This window comes from Microbacterium sp. LCT-H2 (assembly GCF_001866135.1).
Classification (GTDB): Bacteria; Actinomycetota; Actinomycetes; order Actinomycetales; family Microbacteriaceae; genus Microbacterium.
Map to the genome: position 1 here is coordinate 319,617 of NZ_MODW01000004.1, position 20,395 is coordinate 340,011.

The 20,395-nt window shown below is 70.7% G+C and carries 23 protein-coding genes; 10 read left to right on the forward strand and 13 right to left on the reverse strand.

All coding sequences use genetic code 11. The annotated features are described in order from the left end of the window. The first annotated feature begins 14 nt into the window (after nt 1-14). Together BK819_RS12260 and BK819_RS12265 are read left to right on the forward strand one after the other, a co-directional pair. Nucleotides 15-1,484: a catalase gene (locus BK819_RS12260; RefSeq protein ID WP_071329380.1), complete on the forward strand. Its 1,470-nt coding sequence runs from the start codon at nt 15-17 to the stop codon at nt 1,482-1,484. A gap of 117 nt (nt 1,485-1,601) precedes the next feature. Next, a complete protein-coding gene (locus tag BK819_RS12265; protein WP_083391773.1) occupies nt 1,602-2,402 on the forward strand; it encodes an alpha/beta fold hydrolase in 801 nt (266 codons plus the stop codon). A gap of 88 nt (nt 2,403-2,490) precedes the next feature. Here BK819_RS12265 and msrA read toward each other — a convergent pair whose 3' ends face one another. The 10 genes from msrA to BK819_RS12315 form a co-directional block, all read right to left on the reverse strand. Then, nucleotides 2,491-3,033: a peptide-methionine (S)-S-oxide reductase MsrA gene (gene msrA / locus BK819_RS12270; RefSeq protein WP_025102782.1), complete on the reverse strand. Its 543-nt coding sequence runs from the start codon at nt 3,031-3,033 to the stop codon at nt 2,491-2,493. Continuing rightward, nucleotides 3,030-3,497, reverse strand: a complete 468-nt coding sequence (msrB, locus tag BK819_RS12275; protein ID WP_025102783.1) for a peptide-methionine (R)-S-oxide reductase MsrB — start codon at nt 3,495-3,497, stop codon at nt 3,030-3,032. Before msrB ends, msrA begins: the two co-directional genes overlap by 4 nt. Nucleotides 3,498-3,604: 107 nt before the next feature. Next, entirely contained in the window at nt 3,605-4,522 is a 918-nt protein-coding gene (locus tag BK819_RS12280; RefSeq protein ID WP_071329381.1) for a DUF4862 family protein, read from the reverse strand. Continuing rightward, a complete protein-coding gene (locus BK819_RS12285) occupies nt 4,519-5,205 on the reverse strand; it encodes an N-acetylmannosamine-6-phosphate 2-epimerase (protein ID WP_071329382.1) in 687 nt (228 codons plus the stop codon). The genes BK819_RS12280 and BK819_RS12285 overlap by 4 nt, the downstream gene beginning before the upstream one ends. Next, nucleotides 5,202-6,134, reverse strand: coding sequence for an ROK family protein (locus BK819_RS12290; protein ID WP_071329383.1), 933 nt, complete (start codon nt 6,132-6,134; stop codon nt 5,202-5,204). The genes BK819_RS12285 and BK819_RS12290 overlap by 4 nt, the downstream gene beginning before the upstream one ends. Beyond that, complete coding sequence (locus BK819_RS12295; protein ID WP_071329384.1) at nt 6,134-7,078, reverse strand: dihydrodipicolinate synthase family protein; 945 nt, start codon at nt 7,076-7,078, stop codon at nt 6,134-6,136. The genes BK819_RS12290 and BK819_RS12295 overlap by 1 nt, the downstream gene beginning before the upstream one ends. Nucleotides 7,079-7,093: 15 nt before the next feature. Beyond that, nucleotides 7,094-7,894, reverse strand: a complete 801-nt coding sequence (locus BK819_RS12300) for an ABC transporter ATP-binding protein (RefSeq protein ID WP_071329385.1) — start codon at nt 7,892-7,894, stop codon at nt 7,094-7,096. Continuing rightward, nucleotides 7,891-9,942 (reverse strand): dipeptide/oligopeptide/nickel ABC transporter permease/ATP-binding protein, encoded by a 2,052-nt coding sequence (locus tag BK819_RS12305; RefSeq protein WP_071329386.1) that lies wholly within the window; start codon nt 9,940-9,942, stop codon nt 7,891-7,893. The genes BK819_RS12300 and BK819_RS12305 overlap by 4 nt, the downstream gene beginning before the upstream one ends. 1 nt (nt 9,943) lies before the next feature. Continuing rightward, the gene (locus tag BK819_RS12310; RefSeq protein ID WP_071329387.1) at nt 9,944-10,900 is read right to left on the reverse strand and encodes an ABC transporter permease; all 957 of its coding nucleotides are present in this window, start codon (nt 10,898-10,900) and stop codon (nt 9,944-9,946) included. Between the two features lie 76 nt (nt 10,901-10,976). Further along, entirely contained in the window at nt 10,977-12,569 is a 1,593-nt protein-coding gene (locus BK819_RS12315; RefSeq protein WP_071329388.1) for an ABC transporter substrate-binding protein, read from the reverse strand. 128 nt (nt 12,570-12,697) lie between these two features. On the opposite strand from BK819_RS12315, the gene BK819_RS12320 reads away from it, so the two are divergent. The 5 genes from BK819_RS12320 to BK819_RS12340 all read left to right on the forward strand — a co-directional run bounded on the left by BK819_RS12320 (nt 12,698) and on the right by BK819_RS12340 (nt 17,065). Further along, a complete protein-coding gene (locus BK819_RS12320) occupies nt 12,698-13,420 on the forward strand; it encodes a FadR/GntR family transcriptional regulator (protein ID WP_060923475.1) in 723 nt (240 codons plus the stop codon). Nucleotides 13,421-13,468: 48 nt separating this feature from the next. Beyond that, entirely contained in the window at nt 13,469-14,386 is a 918-nt protein-coding gene (locus tag BK819_RS12325; protein WP_071329389.1) for a DUF808 domain-containing protein, read from the forward strand. Nucleotides 14,387-14,388: 2 nt separating this feature from the next. Further along, nucleotides 14,389-14,916 (forward strand): GNAT family N-acetyltransferase, encoded by a 528-nt coding sequence (locus BK819_RS12330; RefSeq protein ID WP_143049294.1) that lies wholly within the window; start codon nt 14,389-14,391, stop codon nt 14,914-14,916. Nucleotides 14,917-14,918: 2 nt separating this feature from the next. Further along, nucleotides 14,919-15,626, forward strand: a complete 708-nt coding sequence (gene pnuC / locus BK819_RS12335; RefSeq protein WP_071329390.1) for a nicotinamide riboside transporter PnuC — start codon at nt 14,919-14,921, stop codon at nt 15,624-15,626. Nucleotides 15,627-15,700: 74 nt separating this feature from the next. Then, complete coding sequence (locus tag BK819_RS12340) at nt 15,701-17,065, forward strand: LLM class flavin-dependent oxidoreductase (protein WP_071329391.1); 1,365 nt, start codon at nt 15,701-15,703, stop codon at nt 17,063-17,065. Nucleotides 17,066-17,135: 70 nt separating this feature from the next. On the opposite strand, the gene BK819_RS16870 is transcribed toward BK819_RS12340, so the two are convergent. Next, nucleotides 17,136-17,312 (reverse strand): hypothetical protein, encoded by a 177-nt coding sequence (locus BK819_RS16870; RefSeq protein WP_177173840.1) that lies wholly within the window; start codon nt 17,310-17,312, stop codon nt 17,136-17,138. Between the two features lie 9 nt (nt 17,313-17,321). Continuing rightward, nucleotides 17,322-17,687 carry a DUF4406 domain-containing protein gene (locus BK819_RS12345; RefSeq protein WP_177173841.1) on the reverse strand — a complete coding sequence of 122 codons (366 nt, stop codon included), beginning with the start codon at nt 17,685-17,687 and terminating at the stop codon, nt 17,322-17,324. Between the two features lie 54 nt (nt 17,688-17,741). On the opposite strand from BK819_RS12345, the gene BK819_RS12350 reads away from it, so the two are divergent. After that, nucleotides 17,742-18,491: a DeoR/GlpR family DNA-binding transcription regulator gene (locus BK819_RS12350; protein ID WP_071329392.1), complete on the forward strand. Its 750-nt coding sequence runs from the start codon at nt 17,742-17,744 to the stop codon at nt 18,489-18,491. Here BK819_RS12350 and BK819_RS12355 read toward each other — a convergent pair. Continuing rightward, nucleotides 18,424-19,224 carry a MerR family transcriptional regulator gene (locus tag BK819_RS12355; protein ID WP_256209465.1) on the reverse strand — a complete coding sequence of 267 codons (801 nt, stop codon included), beginning with the start codon at nt 19,222-19,224 and terminating at the stop codon, nt 18,424-18,426. The genes BK819_RS12350 and BK819_RS12355 overlap by 68 nt on opposite strands. A 61-nt stretch (nt 19,225-19,285) precedes the next feature. Here BK819_RS12355 and BK819_RS12360 point away from each other — a divergent pair, with 61 nt between their 5' ends. Together BK819_RS12360 and BK819_RS12365 are read left to right on the forward strand one after the other, a co-directional pair. Next, nucleotides 19,286-19,744 (forward strand): DUF6194 family protein, encoded by a 459-nt coding sequence (locus tag BK819_RS12360; protein WP_071329394.1) that lies wholly within the window; start codon nt 19,286-19,288, stop codon nt 19,742-19,744. Between the two features lie 5 nt (nt 19,745-19,749). Beyond that, entirely contained in the window at nt 19,750-20,283 is a 534-nt protein-coding gene (locus tag BK819_RS12365; RefSeq protein ID WP_071329440.1) for a putative immunity protein, read from the forward strand. The last annotated feature ends 112 nt before the right edge of the window (nt 20,284-20,395 follow it).

Below are 20,395 nucleotides of genomic sequence, written 5' to 3' on the forward strand. Positions count from 1 at the left end.
AGAAGGAGAAGACCATGACCAACCCCACCGACGCGGGCCGTCCGGCCACGACGACACAGGCCGGAGCGCCGATCGCGAGCGACGCTCACTCGCTGACGGTGGGCCCCGACGGCCCCACCGTGCTGCACGACCACTACCTGGTGGAGAAGATCGCCTCCTTCAATCGCGAGCGGGTGCCGGAGCGCAATCCGCACGCCAAGGGCGGCGGCGCGTTCGGCGAGTTCGTCGTCACCGAGGACGTCTCGAAGTACACCAGGGCGGCCGTGTTCCAGCCGGGCGCGACCTCCGAGACGCTCATCCGCTTCTCCTCCGTCGCCGGCGAGCAGGGCTCCCCCGACACCTGGCGCGACGTGCGCGGGTTCTCGCTGCGCTTCTACACGACCGAGGGCAACTTCGACATCGTCGGCAACAACACCCCGACGTTCTTCCTCCGCGACGCCATCAAGTTCCCGGACTTCATCCATTCCCAGAAGCGCCTCGGCGACTCCGGCCTGCGCGACGCGGACATGCAGTGGGACTTCTGGACGCTCTCGCCCGAGACCGCCCACCAGGTCACCTATCTGATGGGCGAGCGCGGTCTGCCCCGCAGCTGGCGTCACATGAACGGCTACGGCTCGCACACCTACTCGTGGGTCAACGCCGAGGGCGAGGTGTTCTGGGTCCGGTATCACTTCGTCTCCCACCAGGGTGTCGAGGCGATGAGCCCGGAGGAGGCCGAGCAGCTGGCCGGTTCCGACGCAGACCACTACCGTCGCGACCTGTTCCAGTCGATCGCCGAGGGCGACTTCCCGAAGTGGGACCTCTACGTGCAGATCATGCCGTACGAGGAGGCGAAGGACTACCGCTTCAACCCCTTCGACCTCACCAAGACGATCTCGAAGAAGGACTACCCGCGCATCAAGGTCGGCACGCTGACCCTGAACCGCAACCCGGAGAACTTCTTCGCACAGATCGAGCAGGCCGGCTTCACGCCCGGGAACCAGGTGCCCGGCACGGGCCTCTCGCCCGACAAGATGCTCATGGGCCGGATCTTCGCCTACCCGGACGCCCAGCGGCACCGCATCGGCGCGAACTACAACCAGCTGCCGGTGAACCAGCCGCACGCCGCCGAGACCCGCAACTACCAGCACGAGGGCTCGATGCGGTACCAGTACAACGACGCCGCGCACCGCACCTACCAGCCGAACTCCTTCGGGACTCCCGGTGGCCCCGAGGCCGACCCGGCCAAGGGCATCGAGGTGAACTGGTCGGCGGACGGCGAGCTCACCCGCTCCGCCGCGACGCTGCACGCCGAGGACGACGACTTCGGTCAGGCAGGCACGCTGTACCGCGAGGTCTTCGACGGCCCGCAGCGCGCCCGCTTCCTGGAGGTGCTGACCGGCCAGGGCCGCTCGATCACGGTCGACGCCATCCGCGAGCGCTTCTTCCAGTACTGGACGAACGTGGACGCCGAGCTCGGCGCCGCTCTGCGCGACCGCGTCTGACCCGAGACCCCGGGTTCTCCTCGAAACCCCCTCTCCGCGACACCGCGGGGAGGGGGTTTCGGCGTGTAACCGGGGTCTCGGCGCCAGGGAAGGGAGGAGTGGGGGGAGGATGGTGGGGTGGCTGCTCCCCTCTCCGACCTCACCGAGATGCCCGCCCCGCAGCACGTCTATGCGGCGGACGGCACACGACTGGCGACGTACACGTGGGGGGAGCTCGACGCCCCCGTCGTGGTGACCGTGCACGGCTTCGCCTCGGGCGCGCGCGACAACTGGGTGCTCACCGGCTGGGTGCGCGAGCTGACCAGGGCCGGGTACCGCGTGCTCGCACTCGACCAGCGGGGCCACGGGCAGAGCGACAAGCCGCACGAGTCCGACGCCTACGCCATCCGCAACCTCGTGACCGACGTCGAGACCGTCATGGACACGTACCTCGTCGACGACGCGTTCTACCTCGGCTACTCGCTCGGAGCCCGGGTGGGGTGGGAGGTGGCCCGCGAGCTCCCGCATCGGATCGGCCGGGCGGTCCTGGGCGGTGTCCCCGACGGCATCCCCCTCGCGCGTCTCGACCTCGACCAGGTGCGCGCGTACATCGCGGACGGCACCCCGGTGGAGGACCGCACGACGCAGAACTACATCGCGCTGACCGAGCGGGTGCCCGGGAACGATCTGCGCGCGCTCATCGCCCTGGCCGAGGGACTTCGGGGCTCCGGCACGATCGATCCCGATCCCGCGGACGCCCCGGTCGTGCCGCTGCTGTTCGCGACAGGATCGAAGGACGCGATCATCGAGGGCTCCCGGGCACTGGCGGCCGCGGCTCCCGATGCCCGCTTCGTCGAGCTCCCGAACCGCCACCACTTCAACGCCCCCGGCTCCCGCGACTTCAAGGAGGCCGCGCTCGGTTTCTTCGCCGGGTCCTGAGCGCGCCGAGACCCCGTCTATGCGCCGAGACCCCCTCCTGCATGCGTGTGCAGGAGGGGGTCTCGGCGCGAAAGCGGGGTCTCGGGGATCAGGCGGTGGCGTCCTCGCGCTTCGGGAGGACCCAGCCGGCGCGGGGGAAGTGGCACGTGTAGCCGTTCGGGTACTTGATCAGGTAGTCCTGGTGCTCGGGCTCGGCCTCCCAGAACGGACCGGCGGGCTCGATCGTCGTGACGGCCTTCCCCGGCCACAGCCCGGAGGCGTCGACGTCGGCGATCGTGTCGCGGGCGACCTGCTCCTGCTCGGGGGTGAGCGGGAAGATCGCCGACCGGTAGCTCGACCCGATGTCGTTGCCCTGACGGTTCAGCGTCGACGGGTCGTGGATCTGGAAGAAGAAGGCCAGGATGTCGCGATAGGTCGTCGCACTCGGGTCGAACACGATCTCCACGGCCTCCGCGTGACCGGGGTGGTTGCGGTAGGTCGCGTGGTCGTTCTCCCCGCCGGTGTAGCCCACCCGGGTGTCGATCACGCCGGGCTGGCGGCGGATGAGATCTTCCATGCCCCAGAAGCAGCCGCCCGCGAGGACGGCCGTCTCGGTCCCGGGGGTGCGGGTGATGGTTCCGGTGTCGGTCATGACTGCTCCTCAGAGGTGTCGGTGGTGAAGAGGGGGCTGTAGCGACCGTACCCCTCCTTCTCGAGATCCTCCGCCGGGATGAAGCGGAGGGCCGCCGAGTTCATGCAGTAGCGGAGGCCGCCCTCGGCGCGGGGCCCGTCGTCGAAGACGTGCCCCAGGTGGCTGTCGGCACCGGACGACCGCGCCTCGGTGCGGGTCATCCACAGCGTGCGGTCGGTCTTCGTGGTCACGGCGTCGGCGTCGATCGGGCGCGTGAAGCTCGGCCAGCCGGTGCCGCTGTCGTACTTGTCCCGGGAGGAGAACAGCGGCTGCCCGGAGACGACGTCGACGTAGATGCCGTCGTCGTGATTGTTCCAGTAGGCGTTGCGGAAGGGCGGCTCGGTGGCGTCCTGCTGCGTGACCTCGTACTGCAGGTTCGTGAGACCGCTGACGGCCTCGGGGGTCCTGCCGTAGTCGTTCGACATGAGTGGCTCCTTATCCGACGCCGCTGGCTGCGGCGTCACTGAGGAGAACCAGGGACGAGCCCGTTTTGGTCCCGCGGGGCTGGGAGCGGGCTGAGAGTTTCTCGCGCTCAGCCCGCGTCTCGGACGACGGCGAGGTTCCGTTCCGCGGTGCGGACGATCTCCGCGACCGTGCGATCCTCCGGCCGTCGCGCGACCTTGAGGCCGAGCCAGGGCACGGCGCCCGCGACGCGGAGCCCCGCGCGGACGTGTGCCGCGTCGAGCAGCGAGGCGGACGCGGGATGGGTCTCCGCGATGGGCAGGTGCGCGTCCACCCAGGCGGGGCCGTACGGGCTCTCGACCGGCGCGGCCCCGGAGAACGCGAGCCCGGTCAGCAGCCCCGAGGCCCCGGCGTCGGCGATCTGCGCGGTCACCGCGTCCGCGTCTCGCAGCTCGATCGCCGACCGCCCCCAGTTGAGCCAGAGGCCGACCAGGGAACCGGTGGACCGGATGGCCGCGATCTCGGCAGCGAGCGGGAGGAACCCCTTCTCCGGCGTCTGACCGGGAACGGCGGCGTCGCAGTGCTCGATGACGAGCCGGGCTCCGCTCCAGTCGAACGCCGCGACCTCCTCCAGGGACCGGGCGAGCGCGTCCCCGTCTCCCCTCCCGCGGGGCGCGGTGTGCAGCATCACCACCGCGACCGATGCGGCGCTCTCGGCGGTGAGCCGCGCGACATCGTCCGCCACGCGCCGCAGATCCGCCACCGCCGCAGCTCTCCCGTCCGCCTGCGGTGAGGCGAGGCCGTACGACGAATCCTCCCCGAGCCGCCGCATCACGAACGGCACTGCGGTGACCGCAAGGGGCACGGCCGGCACGTGGTCGAGGAGCCAGGACGGGTCGTGCGGATGCACCGCCCCCATCCACGGCACCTCGAGCCCGGCCACCCCGGGGAGCGCGCAGAGCTCCGGCAGCAGCGCGGCCTCGAGTGCCGGATCCCACCGGGCGTGCGCGGGGGACAGCGGATAGGCGCTGAGGAGCACGGGGGTCACTGACGGGCCTCGGCGAGACTCCGCGCGAACCACGACGTGATGGTGGCCGGATGGGTGATGGCCGTGCCGACGCAGACCGCGGAGGCCCCCGCGGCGATCGCGGCGGCGGCGTGCGCCGGGGTGTGGATGCGGCCCTCTGCGACGACCGGGCGCGTGCAGCGTGCCGCGATGAGGCCGATGAGCTCGAGGTCGGGGCCGTCGCCCTTCGGCCGCTCCCCGGTGTAGCCGGACAGGGTCGTGCCGATGATGTCGGCGCCCGCGGCTTCGGCGGCGATCGCGTCGTCGAGCGAACCACAGTCGGCCATGATGAGCGCGTCGGAATGCGCACGCAGCCCGACGATGGTCTCCGCGAGCGTCCGGCCGTCGGGCCGGGGGCGTCGGGTGCCGTCGATCGCCACGATGTCGGCGCCCGCATCGGCGACGGCCACGGCATGCTCCAGCGTCGGCGTGATGAAGACGTCGGCGTCGCCGTCCTTCCACAGCCCGATGATCGGCACCGGGAGGTCCGCGACCGCGCGGATGTCGTCGATGCCCTGCACGCGGATCCCGGCGGCACCGCCGACGAGGGCGGCGTCGGCGACCTGCGCCATGGTGCGCGGGTCGCGCATCGCCTCCCCGGGGTACGCCTGACAAGAGACGATCAGGCCGCCGTGCAGGCGTTCGAGGATGGGGGTGGATGTCATGGTCGCCTCCAGGCGGATGCCGCCGCTCCTCGCAGCGGCGCGTCGTCGCCGAGGGTTCCCGGCAGGATGGGGGTGTCGTGCAGGGCGTCGATGGCCTCGGCGTGGAAGGCCGCCCGCAGGGAGTCCCACCACAGCTCGCCGATGCGCGGCACGCCGCCGGTGACGACGATCCGCTCCGGATCGAGGAGGGTCGCGGCTCCCGCGAGTGCGCGGCCGACGGCGGCGGAGGAGTCCTGGACGGCGCGGACGGCGAGGGAGTCCCCCGTGCCGGCCGCGGCGGCGACCCCGCGCGCATCGCGCAGCGCCGGGTCACCGCCGAGCGAGAGGTAGTGCCGGTGCAGACCGATGCCGGAGCCGAGCGCTTCGAGGTGTCCGTTCCGGCCGCAAGGGCAGCGGAGGTGCGCGGCGCCCGGGATGGGAAGGTGCGCGAGCTCGCCGGCGACGTGATGGGCACCGCGCACCGGACGGCCGTCGAGGATGACGCCCGCGCCGACCCCGGTGCCGACGGCGACGACGAGGGCGCTCGCGGCTCCCGCGGCGGCCCCGTGCAGGTACTCCCCCGTGGCGTGCGCGTCGACGTCGTTCTGCACGGCGACCGGCGCGTCGGCGGGGAGCAGGTCCGCGAGCGCTTCCCGGATCAGGGCGGCCAGCGGAGTGCCCGGCCAGTCGGCGAAGGTGTCGGTGGCCGACACGATCGTCCCCGTCCGTGCGTCGACCACGCCCGCCGTGCCGATGCCGACGCCGACGAGCGCGGACTCCTCGTCGAGCAGGTCCTCCGCGAGGGCGGCGACGGTCGCCACGACGGCGGCGGGTCCCGCGCTCGCGGGGGTCGGCGCCGCGGTGGTGCGCAGCAGCGCGTCCGCCCGGTCGGCGAGGGCCGCGGCCGTCTTGGTGCCGCCGATGTCGACGGCGAGGACGACCTCGCGCATCAGACGGCGACCGGGAGCAGACCGAGCTCGTCGAGGATGGTGCGGATGCCGGCGACGGCCTCCGCAGTGAGCGGCTCCACCGTGTCGGCCATCGCCGCGTGGTCGATGATGCCGCGCGCATGCATCGCCGCCTTGAACGCCCCGACGCCGGTGGCGTCGCCGGAAAGCCCCTGCGGCTGGAACACGATGTCGAAGAGCCGGTTGATGCGCTCCTGCTCGGCCCGGGCGGTCGCCCAGTCACCGCGCTGCGCGGCCTCCCAGAGGCGCACGTAGCCCGCGGCCTCCACGTTCGCGAGTCCAGGGACGACACCCGCGGCACCGACGAGGGCCATCGCGTCGACGACGACCTCGTGTCCGGTGAGCAGCTGCAGCGGGCGACCGGCGGCCTCGTTCGCCGCGATCAGCCGGCGGAATCCGACGTCGTCGCCGGACGAGTCCTTCACCCCCTGGATCACGCCCTCCCGGCCGAGCTGCACGAGAAGGTCGATGCCGAGCTTGGAGTGCACGCGCACCGGCACGTCGTAGGCCCACAGCGGCACGTCGATCGCGGCGGCGATCGTGCGGAAGTGCGCGGCGACCTCGGCCGGCGAGTTCAACGTGTACAGCGGCGCGGTGGTCACGATCGCCTGCGCGCCCGCGGCGGCGAGCCGGCGGGCCGTCTCGATGATGCGCGGGGCCGTGAGCTCGATCGCCCCGGCGATGACGGGCACGCGTCCGTCGTTCGCGGCGACGATGGTCTGCAGCAGCTCGACGCGCTGGTCGTCGGTGAAGTAGGCGGTCTCGCCGGTGGAGCCGAGCGCGAACAGTCCGGAGACGCCCTCCCCGATCAGGCGCTCGACGAGGCGGGTGAGCGACGCGTGGTCGATCGTCCCGTCCGGGAGCAGCGGGGTGGCGACCGGCGGGACGACGCCGGAGAACGACAGGGCGGGAGCGGGGGAAGGCATAGGTGTTCCGTCTTTTCAGTCGTGGGGTTCGAGCAGCGAGGGCGCGGCGCCCAGCAGCGTGCGGGTGTAGGGGTCGGCGGGGTCGTCGAAGACCCGGGCGGCGTCGCCGTGCTCGACCACGCGGCCCTTGTTCATCACGGCGATCTCGTCGGAGAGGTAGCGGACCGTCTGGATGTCGTGGGAGATGAAGACCATGCCCAGCCCGAGCTGCTGCTTCAGGTCGGTCAGCAGGTTCAGGATCTGCGCGCGCACCGAGACGTCGAGGGCCGAGGTCGGCTCATCGGCGACGATGACCTGGGGGTCGAGGACGAGGGCTCTGGCGATCGCCACGCGCTGCCGCTGGCCGCCGGAGAGCTGACTGGGCAGCGCCTCCAGCGCCGACGACGGCAGCCCCACGAGCCCGATGAGGTCGCGGACCTTGCGGTCCCGGCTCGCCGGGGAGCCGAGGCGATGCACCTGCAGCGGATCCAGCAGTGCGTCCCGCACGGTCATGCGGGCGTTCAGAGCCGTCGCCGGGTCCTGGAAGACCACGGAGAGGATGCGCCCCAGGCGCTTGCGCACCGCGGGGGTGAAGGAGCGCACGGTCTCCCCGTCGAAGACGACCTGACCGCTCGTGGGCTTCTCGAGGCCGATCAGCACCTTCGCGGAGGTGGACTTGCCCGAGCCGGACTCGCCCACGATGCCCAGCGTCTGTCCGCGGCGGACCGTGAGCGAGACCCCGGCGAGCGCGTCGACGTAGTGCGGGCGGAACAACGACGAGCTGCGGGCCCGGTAGCGGACGTGCACGTCCTGCAGCTGGATGACGGTTTCGCTCATCGTCCTGCTCCGATCGGTTCGACGGGCGCATCGTCGGGATGCGCGGAGTAGTAGTGCTCGGTGCCGTCGATGCGCCGCCGCACGGGTTCCACGCCGGCGTACCGGGCGGGGTCCGCGGAGCGCGGCGCGAAGCGGTCGCCCTGCGGGAAGTCCCGCGGCGAGGGGACGACACCGGACACCTGATGCAGGCGGTCGGAGCCGGCCTCGATCGAGAGCACCGCCCCGAGCAGGCCCTGGGTGTACTCGTGGACGGGCTGCGTGAGCACCTCGCGGATGGTGCCCTGCTCCACGACCTGGCCCGCGTACATCACCGTGATCCGGTGCGAGAGCTCGGCGACGAGGGCGAGGTCGTGCGAGACGAACACCAGTGCGAACCCGAGCTCCCGCTGCAGCCGCATCAGCAGCTCCACGACCTGCGCCTGCACCGTCACGTCGAGGGCCGTGGTGGGCTCGTCGGCGATCACCAGCCGCGGGTCGCGGGTCAGGGCCATCGCGATGAGCACGCGCTGCCGCTGGCCGCCCGAGAGCTCGTGCGGGTACGAGGCGAGCGTGCGCTTCGGATCGAGACCGACGAGCTCCAGCAGCTCCTCGGCCGTGCGGGTGCCGCCGCGGGACGTGAGCTGCTTCATCTGCGCGCGGATCAGCATCGCGGGGTTCAGCGAGCTCAGCGCGTCCTGGTAAATCATCGCGATGTCGTGGCCGCGCAGCGCGTTGCGCTCCTTCGGCGTCATCCGCAGCAGATCCTTGCCGTCGAACAGGATGCGCCCGCGGATGTCGGCCTTCGGATCGAGCAGCCCCATGATCGCCAGCGAGGTGATGGACTTGCCGCACCCCGACTCCCCCACGAGCGACATGGTCTCGCCGGGGCGCACGGTGAAGCTGACGTGGTCGACCACGTCGACGTCGCCGTGGCGCGGGAAGGAGATGCAGAGGTCCTGCACCTCGAGCAGCGGCGCGGCGTCTCCCGTGTAGACCAGGCGATCGGTGCGGGCGCCTTCGCGGGCCCGCAGCTCGGCGAGGCGCTCCGCCAGCGGCACCGTCTCCGCGGTGGGCACGAGGACGTCGGGCACGCCGCTGGGCACCGAGAGGTTGACCGCGGTGTCGACCGTCGGGATGACGTGGGTGTCGTCCGGGGCGGCGGCCTCCTCCAGGTCGTGCGTCGACTCCTCCGTGTTCGCGGCATCGGCGGTGATCTTCCTGGCGCGGGGCGAGACCATGGCGTCGGTCATCCCCTCGGACAGGATGTTGAGGCACAGCACCGTGATCATGATGAGGATGCCGGGGAAGAACGTCGCCCACCAGGCTCCGCTCATGAGCAGGTTGCGGCCCGCGGCGATCACGTTGCCCCAGGACGGCTCGGGGTCGGGCACGCCGGCCTGGAGGAACGACAGCGAGGCCTCGAACACGATCGCGTCGGCGACGAGCACCGTGGCGAAGACGAGCACGGGTGCCATGGCGTTGCGGGCGACGTGCCGCACGATGATCCGCGGGGTCCCTGCGCCCATCACACGGACGGCCGAGACGTAGTCCTCGCCGTACTGGTCGAGGATGTTCGCCCGGACGATGCGCGTGAGCTGCGGCACGTAGAGGAACGCGATCGTGAGCACGAGCACCGGCAGCGACTTGCCGAACACCGCCACGAACACGGCGGCGAGCGCGATGCCGGGGAACGACATGATCACGTCCATGACGCGCATGAGGGTCTCGGAGATCCACTTCGGCGCGGTCGCCGCGATCGTGCCCAGCACGCAGGCGACGGCGAGGGCGACGAGGGTGGCCCCGAGCCCGATCACGAGGGAGTAGCGGGCGCCGTAGACCAGGCGGGAGAAGATGTCGCGACCCTGCCGGTCGGTGCCGAACCAGTGCTCCACACTCGGCGGCTGCACCGGGGAGCCGGAGGCGAGCGGGTCGTACGGCGAGATCAGTGGAGCCAGGATCGCGGCGAGCGCGATGATCGCGAGCACGGCGAGGCAGATGATCGAGCCGAGGGAGAGGCGGCCCCAGCGGAGGCCGGGGACGGAGAGCCGTTCCGTGAGTCTGCGTCGCATGTCACACCGCCCGGATTCGAGGATTGATGAGCACGTACAGGAGGTCGACGATGATGTTGATCACGACGAACGCGAGCGCGACCGCGAGCGTCACGCCCTGCACGAGGTTCGGTTCGTTGTTGGTGACCCCGTTGAGGATGAGGGTGCCCATCCCGGGGATCGCGAAGATGATCTCGATCACCACGGCGCCGCCGAGCAGGTACCCGATGCGGAGACCGAGCACCGTCACGGGGGTGATGAGCGCGTTGCGCAGCACGTTGCGGCCGACGACGATCACCCGCGGGATGCCGGCGCCGAGGGCGGTGCGCACGTAGTCACGATCGAGCTCCTCGACCATCGAGGTGCGCACGACCCGGGAGAGCTGCCCGATCACGGGCACGGCGAGCGCGACCGCGGGAAGGGTCATCCGGGCGAGCCACCCGGACGGGTCGTCGGCGAAGGCCGGCAGCGGGCCCGAGGCCGGCAGCACGCCGAGCGCCAGGGTGAACACCTGGATGAGGAGGATCGCGAGCCAGAACGAGGGCGTGGACAGCGCGGCGACGCCGAAGACGCGGATGACCTGATCGGGCCAGCGGTCGCGGTAGACCGCGGCGAGGACGCCGATCACGAACGCGACGAGGACCGCGATCACCAGACCGAGAAAGGTCAGGGCCAGCGTCACCGGGAAAGCCCGGGCGACCTCGTCGACCACCGGCAGGCTGCGGGCGGAGTAGGTGCCCAGGTCGCCCTGGACGAGGCCGAGCAGGAAGTTCACGTAGCGGACGAACAGCGGGAGGTTCAGTCCGTGGTCTTCGCGGTACGCCTCCAGCGCTTCGGGGGAGGCGGTCTCGCCGAGCGCGGTGCGTGCCGGGTCGACGGGCGAGAACGACATCACGAAGAAGACCAGGAACGTGATGCCGAGGATCATCAGCGGCAACTGCAGCAGTCGCCGGCCGACGAGGCGGAGCGTGTGGGACACGAGCCGCTCCTTCCGGGGGTGGGGTGGCGGGGGCGCGCTCTTCGGGCGAGCGCGCCCCCGCCCTGTCGGGCAGGTGCTACTTCGCGGCCACGCCGACGTCGAGGAACGACAGTCCGGTCGTGGGGACCGGGTGGAAGCCGACCAGCTCCTGCGAGCTCCAGGCGGTGGGCAGCTTGCGGTGGAACAGCGGGTACAGCACGGCCTGGTCGGAGATCAGGTCGTACGCCTGGTTCCAGGACTCCTGCTGCTCCTCGCCCTCCTGGGTGACGGCGGTGTCGAGCAGCGTGCGCAGCTCGGCGTACTCCGGGGAGTCGGCCCAGGCAGTGCGCGTCTGGGTCCAGACGTTCTCGCCGTACCACCAGTTCATGAGCAGGTCGGGGTCCACGCCGAACACCGACGGGTCACCCGGAGCGATGGCGACGGTGTAGTCGCCGGAGTCGACCTTCTCGTACATCGACGCCGACTGGCTGATGTCGAGCGTGGTGTCGATCCCGATCGCGTCGAGGGACTCCTTGATGAGCGGGGCTACCTCCTTCACCCATCCGGTGTCGGTCATGCGCAGCGTGATCGCGAGGTCGGAGACCCCGGCCTCCGCCAGCAGCTCCTCCGCCTTCTCCGGGTCGTACGAGTAGACCGTGGAGGCCTCGTGGTAGTTCGGGTAATCCTCGGGCAGGAACGACGTGGCCGGGGTGGCGTTGCCGAGCATGCCGGTCTCGATGATCTTGTCCATGTCGAGCGCGTAGTGCAGCGCCTGGCGGACGCGGACGTCGTCGAACGGCTCGGCCTTCGTGTTGAACATCATGAAGAGGAGGCCGAACGACTGCACGCTCTCGACCTCGGCCGAGGCGGCCAGTCCGTCGGCGTCGATGTACGGCACGTCCTCGATCGCCTGCACCGTGCCGGTCGACATCGCGGTGACGCGGGCGGAGGCGTCGGCGAGGAGGTTCCAGTTCATGCCCGCGGCGAGCGCGGGACGCGGGCCGTTGTAGTCGACGTACCGCTCGAAGACGATCTTGTCCTCGGGGACGGCGGAGACGAGGGCGTAGGGGCCGGAGCCGATCGGGTTCGCACCGAACTCCTCGGGGTCGGCCTCGACCACGGCCTTCGGCACGATCTTGACGACGCCGAGTCGATCGTCGATGAGGGAGAACGGGTAGTCGGTGGTGATCCGGACGGTGTCCTCGTCGACGGCGGTGACGGTGTCGATGAACTCGACGAACGAGCGGAACAGCGAGTTGTTCGCCGGGTCGAGGACGCGCTCGTAGCTGAAGACCACGTCGTCGGCGGTGACCGGGTCTCCGTTCTGGAACGTCGCGCCTTCGCGGAGGTCGATGTCGTAGGTTGTCTCGTCGACCTGCGTCGGGAAGTCGGCGGCGAGGGCGGGGGCGGGCTCCTGCGTGACGGGGTCGAGGTCGATGAGTCCCTCGAAGATGTGCCAGTTCGCCGAGACCGTGACGGCACCGGAGGCGACCATCGGATCGAAGCTGCCGTTCAGGGTGTACGAGATCCCGGCTTCGATGATGCCGTCGGGGTCGATGTCGCTCGCGGCGGGGCTCTCGGCGGTGCCGGCGGCGCCGCCGCAGCCGGCGAGGGCGAGGGACGCGGCGACCGTGCCGGCGACCGCCATCGCGAGACGACCCGCGCGGCGGCGGGTGCTGTGTCGGTTCATGTGTGCTCCAGGTGGTGGGGGGCGACGCCTTGAGGACATCAGACGTCTGATGTACTCTAAACACACGTTCGACCGGATCACAAGAGTGAGAGGATCGGAGCGTTTCCGGCAGGCAGGAGAGGGACCCTATGAAGTCCACCACGGGGAGGGCGTCGCGGATGCGGCGAGCCACGACGGCGGATCAGATCAAGCAGCTCATCCTCACGCGCGGACTCACCCCTGGCGATCCGCTGCCGACCGAGGCCGAACTCTGCGAAGAGCTCGACGTGTCGCGCTCCTCGGTCCGTGAGGCGATCCGCACGCTCTCCACCCTCGACATCGTCGACGTCCGGCACGGACACGGCACCTACGTGGGCCCGATGTCGCTGGACCCGATGGTCGAGGCGCTCGTCTTCCGCGGTGTGCTCTCCCCCGAGGGCTCGCTGCAGGCCCTGCGCGAGGTCGTCGAGGTGCGCCTCGCGCTCGACCTCTCCATGGCCGAGCGCGTGGTCGAGGCCGCTCAGGCGCAGGCGGACCCGGAGCTCGACGAGCTCGTCGCCGAGATGGTCGACAAGGCCGGCCGCGGCGAGTACTTCCTCGACGAGGACAGGGCGTTCCACACCCGACTCTTCGGCGCCATCGACAACCGCCTGGTCGGCCAGCTCGTCGGAGCGTTCTGGGACGTGCACACCGCCGTGCTCCCGCAGCTCGGCATCGCGCAGCCCGACGACATCCACAAGACCGCCAAGGCGCACGGCGACATGCTGGACGCCGCGCGCTCCGGCGACGTCGAGCGCTACCGCCAGGCCGTCATCGAGCACTATCAGCCGCTGCAGCGGGTGCTGGCGACCGCGGAGGACGTGCGGGCCTGAGCCCGGGAGTCGGTAGTCTGACTTTCCCACCACGGAAAGAGGACCCGCATGTCCGTTGGACTGCTCGCCGTCGTCGACGACATCCTGAGCGCCGCGATGAAGGCGTCGGCGAAGGCCGCCGGAGTCGTCATCGATGACGCCGCCGTGACCCCGCAGTACGTGCAGGGCCTCACCCCGGCCCGCGAGCTCCCCGTGGTGGGCAAGATCGCCCTCGGGTCGCTGGTGAACAAGTTCGTCATCATCATCCCGATCGCGCTGCTGCTCACGGCCTTCGCGCCGTGGGTGCTGCCCTACCTGCTGATCCTCGGCGGCTCGTACCTGTGCTTCGAGGGCGCGGAGAAGGTGCTCGAGTGGTTCGGCGTGCAGCACGGCCACGCCGACGAGGGCGCTCGCGACGAGAGGAGACTCGTGCTCGGCGCCGTCCGCACCGACCTCATCCTCTCGACCGAGATCATGCTCATCTCCCTCGCCAGCCTCGACAAGGGACTCGGCATCTGGTCCACTCTCGCGATCCTCGCCGTGATCGCGCTGGTCATGACCGTCGCGGTGTACGGGGCCGTGGCGCTCCTGGTGAAGATCGACGACATCGGCCTGAAGATGGCGAAGAACCCGGCCCAGCGCGTCCGGCACACCGGCACCCGCATCGTCCGCTCGATGCCCGCGGTCTTCCGCTTCATCAGCGTGCTCGGCACCGTCGCCATGCTCTGGGTGGGCGGGCACCTCGTCCTCATCAACCTCGGCGAGGTCGGGCTGCACGCCCCGGCCGACGTTCTCCATGCGGTCGAGCACGCGCTGGAGCCTCTCGGCGGCTTCGTGGTGTGGGTGGTCGACACGATCATCTCCGCGATCGCCGGTCTCGTCTGGGGCCTCGTGATCGTCGGCGTCGTCCTCGGCATCGCGAAGCTCTTCGGCAGGAAGCCGAGCTTCCACGAGGGCGAGGCCTCTCCCGCCGACATCCACGTCTGACGATGACCGCCGTGCACCTCAGGCCCGCCGAGAGCGCCGACCTCGACACGATCACCGAGATCCACAACCACGCCGTCCTGCACACGACCGCGATCTGGAACGAGGAGGCCGTGGATCGCGCCGACCGGGAGGCGTGGCTCGCCGACCGGACCGCGCGCGGCTGTCCCGTCATCGTCGCCGCCGACGAGAGCGGCGTCCTGGGCTATGCGTCCTACGCCCAGTGGCGCCCGCACAGCGGCTACCGCCTCACCGTGGAGCACTCCGTCTACGTGCGCGGCGATCAGCGCGGACGCGGCATCGGCATGCTCCTCATGACGGAGCTCATCGCCCGGGCCAGGGCAGCCGGGATGCACGTGATGATCGGCGGCGTGGAGAGCGGCAACACCGCCTCCCTCGCCCTCCACGACCGCCTCGGATTCCGGGAGGTGGGCCGCATGCCCCAGGTCGGCGCGAAGTTCGGCCGGTGGCTCGACCTCAGCATGCTGCAGCTCGTGCTCGACGAGCGTCCCACCCCCGACGCGGCGCTCTAGCGATGGGTTTCCTGCAGTGGCTCGTCGACGCCTTCTCCTCGTCCTGGGTGCTTCCGGGTGGGCAGACCCTCCTGGTGCGTGAGGTCGTCGGTAACGCGTTCGGACTCGCGAGCGCCCTCGGGGGCATGCGGCGCAAGGTCTGGGCCTGGCCGGTCGGCATCGTCGGAAACCTCCTGCTGCTCACGGTGTTCCTCGGCTCCGCACTGAGCCCCGACCCGTCGCTCCCGCATCTGCTCGGTCAGGCCGGGCGGCAGATCATGTTCATCGCCGTCGCGATCTACGGGTGGATGCGCTGGCGGAATGCCGACGGCGGTCGCATCGTGCCGCGGTGGGCGCCGACCGGTGCCCGCATCGGTCTGGTCGTGGTCCTCGTCGTCGGAACCGTGGCGCTCACCCCCCTGTTCCGCGCGCTCGGTTCGTGGGAACCGGTCTGGGCGGACGCCTGGACCTTCGTCGGGTCACTGCTGGCGACGTACGGCATGGCGAAGGGCTGGACCGAGTTCTGGCTCATCTGGATCGCCGTGGACGTGGTGGGGGTGCCACTGCTGTTCAGCTCCGGCTACTACGCGACCGGCCTCATGTACGTGTTCTACGGCGTGTTCACCGCGGTCGGGTTCGTGATCTGGTGGCGAGCGCAGCGACAAGCGGCGCGCCCGATCGAGATCCTCCCTCCCGACCCGAGTCCCCGCCGTCCGGAGGACGACGCCTGAGCCGCGCCGCGGATTGTTTCGGTGCGTGTCGAGCCCGCTCGCCCCGGCCCCGTCCGGTCCCGTTTCATGGGGGCATGACCCGGCAGATCCGCTTCAACGCCTTCGACATGAACTGCGTCGCCCACCAGTCGTCCGGCCTGTGGCGGCATCCGGACGACCGCTCGCGGCAGTACAACACCCTGTCGTACTGGACCGACCTGGCGAAGCTGCTGGAGAGCGCGACCTTCGACGGGATCTTCATCGCCGACGTCCTGGGCACCTACGACGTCTACGGCGGTACGAACGAGGCCGCCATCCGCAACGGCGCCCAGGTCCCGGTGAACGATCCGATCCTCCTGGCCAGCGCGATGGCCGCGGTGACCGAGCACCTCGGCTTCGGCGTCACGGCCGGCACCGCGTTCGAGCACCCCTATCCGTTCGCTCGACGACTCAGCACGCTCGACCACCTCACCCAGGGCCGCGTCGGCTGGAACGTGGTGACCGGGTATCTGCCCAGCGCCGCGCGCAACATGGGCCAGGACGACCAGCTCGCCCACGACGACCGCTACGACCACGCGGACGAGTACGTCGAGGTGCTCTACAAGCTCTGGGAGGGCTCGTGGGAGGACGACGCGGTGGTGGAGGACCGCGAGCGCGGCATCTTCACCGACCCGTCGAAGGTGCATCCGATCCGGCACGAGGGGAAGCACTTCTCCGTGCCCGGCATCCACATCTCCGAACCGTCGCCGCAGCGGACTCCCGTGATCTACCAGGCCGGCGCGAGCCCGCGCGGGGTGCGGTTCGCGGCCGAGAACGCCGAGGCCATCTTCGTCGCGGCCCCCTCGAAGGAAGTGCTCGCCGGCACCGTGAAGCGCATCCGCGATGCTCTCGAGGCCGCGGGCCGTGATCGGCACGACGCCCGCATCTACACGCTGCTGACGGTCATCACGGCGGCGACGAGCGAGGAGGCGGCCGCGAAGCACGCCGAATACCTCTCCTACGCGAGCCCGGAGGGGGCGCTCACCTTCATGTCGGGGTGGATGGGCGTCGACCTCTCGCAATACGCCGAGGACGAGCCGGTCGGGAACGTCGAGTCGAACGCGATCCAGTCCGTGTTGCAGCATCTGAAGGAGGAGGCCGACCTCGGGCGCGAGTGGACGGTGGGCGACTTCGGTCGCCACAACGCGATCGGCGGCCTCGGGCCCACGATCGTCGGCTCCGGGGTCGAGATCGCCGACGAGCTGCAGTCCTGGGTCGAGGAGACCGACATCGACGGCTTCAACCTCGCCTACGCGGTCACTCCCGGCACGTGGCAGGACGTCATCGAGCACGTCATCCCGGTGCTGCGCGAGCGGGGCGCCTACCCCGAGGAGTATGTGCCCGGCACGCTCCGTCACAAGCTGCACGGCCGCGGCGACCGGGTCCAGCCCACGCATCGCGCCGCCCAGTACCGCCTCTGACCCCGTTCGAGTCGCCCACTTTGCTGCAAAACCGGCCGTTCTGCCGCAAAGTGAGCGATTCGAAGGCGGGTCAGTCGGCGTCGCGGCTGAAGATCCCTCGCAGCACGAGGAAGACCACCACGGCGACGACCGCGACGATGGCGAGCTTGGCGATGAACCAGAGCACCGAGAACAGCGCGCTGACGATCCACCACGCGATCACGACGGCGAGGATGACGCCGAGGACAGTCCAGATGTTCTTGGTCATGCCTCCAGCCTACGGAGTCGCGGCGACCGGGATCTCCTCCAGCGACCGGTACACGGGCAGCCCGAGCTCGTGGGCGATGGCGACGTCCTTGTCCGCGCCCGACGACTCCCCCGGCAGCCGGAGCACCGCATCGCAGTGCAGGAGCAGTCGGCGGGCGGTCTCGTACATGACGTCGCCCTCGCCGGAGTCGGCCGGCTCGAGGGTGCGCAGGACCGGCAACGCGACCCACTCCCCGATCATCGGCACGTGGCCGAGGCGGAAGATCGGACCGGACGCCTCCTCCAGGCGCGCGAGATTGCGGGCGATCAGGGCAGGGTCGCCGTTCGTGCCGGAACGGTAGGGGCCGGCGATCAGGATCAGGAGTGGCTTCATCATGGGGATGACTGTAGTCTGAATCGTGCATAAACGTGCAACTTCGTGAGGAAACGTATGCTCGCTGCTCAGCGCAAAGACCACCTGCTCGACGTGCTCGCCCGCGAGGGACGGGTCGTGGCGAAGACTGCGGCCGATGACCTCGGGGTATCGGAAGACGCCATCCGCCGCGACCTCCGCGAACTCGCCGAGGAAGGCAGGCTCCAGCGCGTGTACGGCGGCGCGCTGCCCATCGCCGCGGCCGATCGTCCGGTGCGGGAGCGCCACGACCTCGCGACCGAGAGCAAGGAACGGGTCGCCCGCCAGGCGGTCACGACCATCCTCCCCGGATCGACGATCGTGCTGGATGCGGGAACCACCACGCTCGCGATGGCGCGGCTGCTGCCCTCCGGCACCGGCATCACGGTCATCACCCCGAGCCCGGCCGTCGCCCTCGTCGCCGCCGAGCACTCGGACGCGCGCGTCATCATGATCGGCGGCGAGCTCACCCGGCACTCCCTCGTCGCCGGCGGAGGACTCGCGATGGAGGCGCTCCAGCACCTCGCCGCCGACACGTTCTTCGTCGGCGTCACGGGCGTCGACCCGGGGCACGGTCTCACGACGGGAGAGCTCGACGATGCCGTCACCAAGCGGGCGATCGCCTCCCGATGCGCCGCGACGGTCGTGCTCGCGAGCGACGAGAAGATCGGCGCCGCCTCGCGCTACCCGGTGCTGCCGTTCGAGGCGGTCGCCGCGGTCATCACCGACCCGCTCGACGAGAATCCGCTGATCCCGGAGGTGCTGGCGCAGATCCCGGCGCGGGAGTGAGGGAGGATCCCCCCTCCTCCGCGAGGCGTTCCGCGAGCAGGGCGTGCAGGTGTCCTGCCGCCGCGAGAAGCGCGACGCTGCGGCGCGTGAGGTCGGCCAGCCGCTCCGCGAGGATGCGCTGCACCTGCTCGGTGTCGCCGTGCGCGCGCACCTCGTCGATGATCCGGGAGACCGCGGGGATGCCGTAGCCGCCCGAACGCAGGGCGGCGGCGATCCGCGCCTCGGTGATCGCGGCGGAGTCGTAGGAGCGGATCGATCCGGCACGCCGAAGGGGGCGCACGAGCCCTTCTCGTTCCCAGTGCCGCAGTGCGGAGGACCGGACGCCGAGCGCCTGGGCCAGTTCGCCGATGGCCATCGCATCGTCCTCGACGAACGGCTCGTCGGCCTCCGCCACCGCGTCCTCGAGTCCGCGCAGCGCCGCGCGCACCCGTGAGCGTTCGAGGGCGAGATCCGCGTGCAGGGTGTCGATCCGCTCCGCCGCGTGCTCGACCGACCCGCCGATGAGAGCGGGCATCAGTCGACGCGCGGGCACCGGACCGAGCGCCGTCGCCAGCGCCCGATAGGCGTGCAGCGCCAGGGCATGCGGCATCCGATACCGCCGGTACCCGTTCGCACCGCGCTCCGCGGAGGGGAGGACACCGAGGCGCTCGAGGTCGCGCACCTGCTGCGTCGAGTAGCCGACCAGCCGTCCGAGCGCCGCAGTGGTCATCACCTGCTCTGGAGGGTTCTGCACGTGCTTCCTCGTCTTTCCGACCCTTGAGTCCACATAAGCACATCAGCCTCAGCATTGAAGGATGGAAACGCAGGAGATCATCGCAGAGGTCCGAACGTTCGACGGTGCCCTCGTCGTCGCCCCGGAAAGAGGCAGCGGCTTCCCCGAGCTGGCGTGGGGAGACGCGTACTTCTACCACGCCCCCGACGGCCGGATGCCGGAGCGCACGCAGCCGTACGGGACGATCATCACGAAGGATTACCCCGGCGACACGTCCTCCGCGCTGGACGCTCCAGGGCGCTTCCGGGTGAACATCCACGTCGGACGCGAACGCGCGGAGTCGATCATCGCGGCGGCGTCGCGCACAGGCGGCGATACCGACCCGACGGCGGTCGACGTCTTCCGCCCTCACCCGCTGTACGGCACCGCCGGCTGGGTGTGCGTGATCGACCCCGCGGAGGCGACGGAGGGTGCCGTGCTCGCCCTTCTCCGCGAGGCGCACGAGGCTGCACGTGCGCGCACCGGACGACGGGCGAGGTGACTCCCGTGTCGACTCCGCAGGGCATGACCGAGGCCGACCGTCGGATCGTCGCGGTGTGGGCCGCCGACTGCGCCGAGCGCGTGCTGCCGCTGTTCGAGAGCGAGGCCCCGGACGACGACCGTGCGCGTGATGCCATCGCCAGGACGCGCGCCTTCGCGCGGGGCGAGCTCACGGTTGCGGGCGAGATCCGTCGTCGCTTCGTCGCGGGCAGGGCCGCCCGCAGCGCCGTGACCCCTGCCGGGACAGCCGCCGCCCGCTCCGCGGCACAGGCCGCCGGGGTCGCGCACATGGGAGCGCACGCTCTCGGGGCAGCCGCCTACGCCGCATGGGCCGTCGAGCTGAAACACCCTGAGGCTTCCGACGCGCGTGCTGCCGAGGTGCGCTGGCAACTCGCGCACCTCTCCCCTGATGCCGCTGCAGCCCTGCGCACCCTCCCGCCCCTGGGTACCGACCCCGCCGGCCCCCTCGGCCCCGGTCTCCTCTCCTCCGGCCCCCTGGGCGAGGTGATCCGCGAGATCCAGGCGCACCTCTCGTCGTAAGTCCCTCTTCGAATCGCGCAACTTGCTGTATCTGGGCCCGGGATGGAACCAGGTGCGCGATTCGAAAGCGGCCAGACGGCTTCAGCCCCGATTCAGCGTCGACGCGCCACAC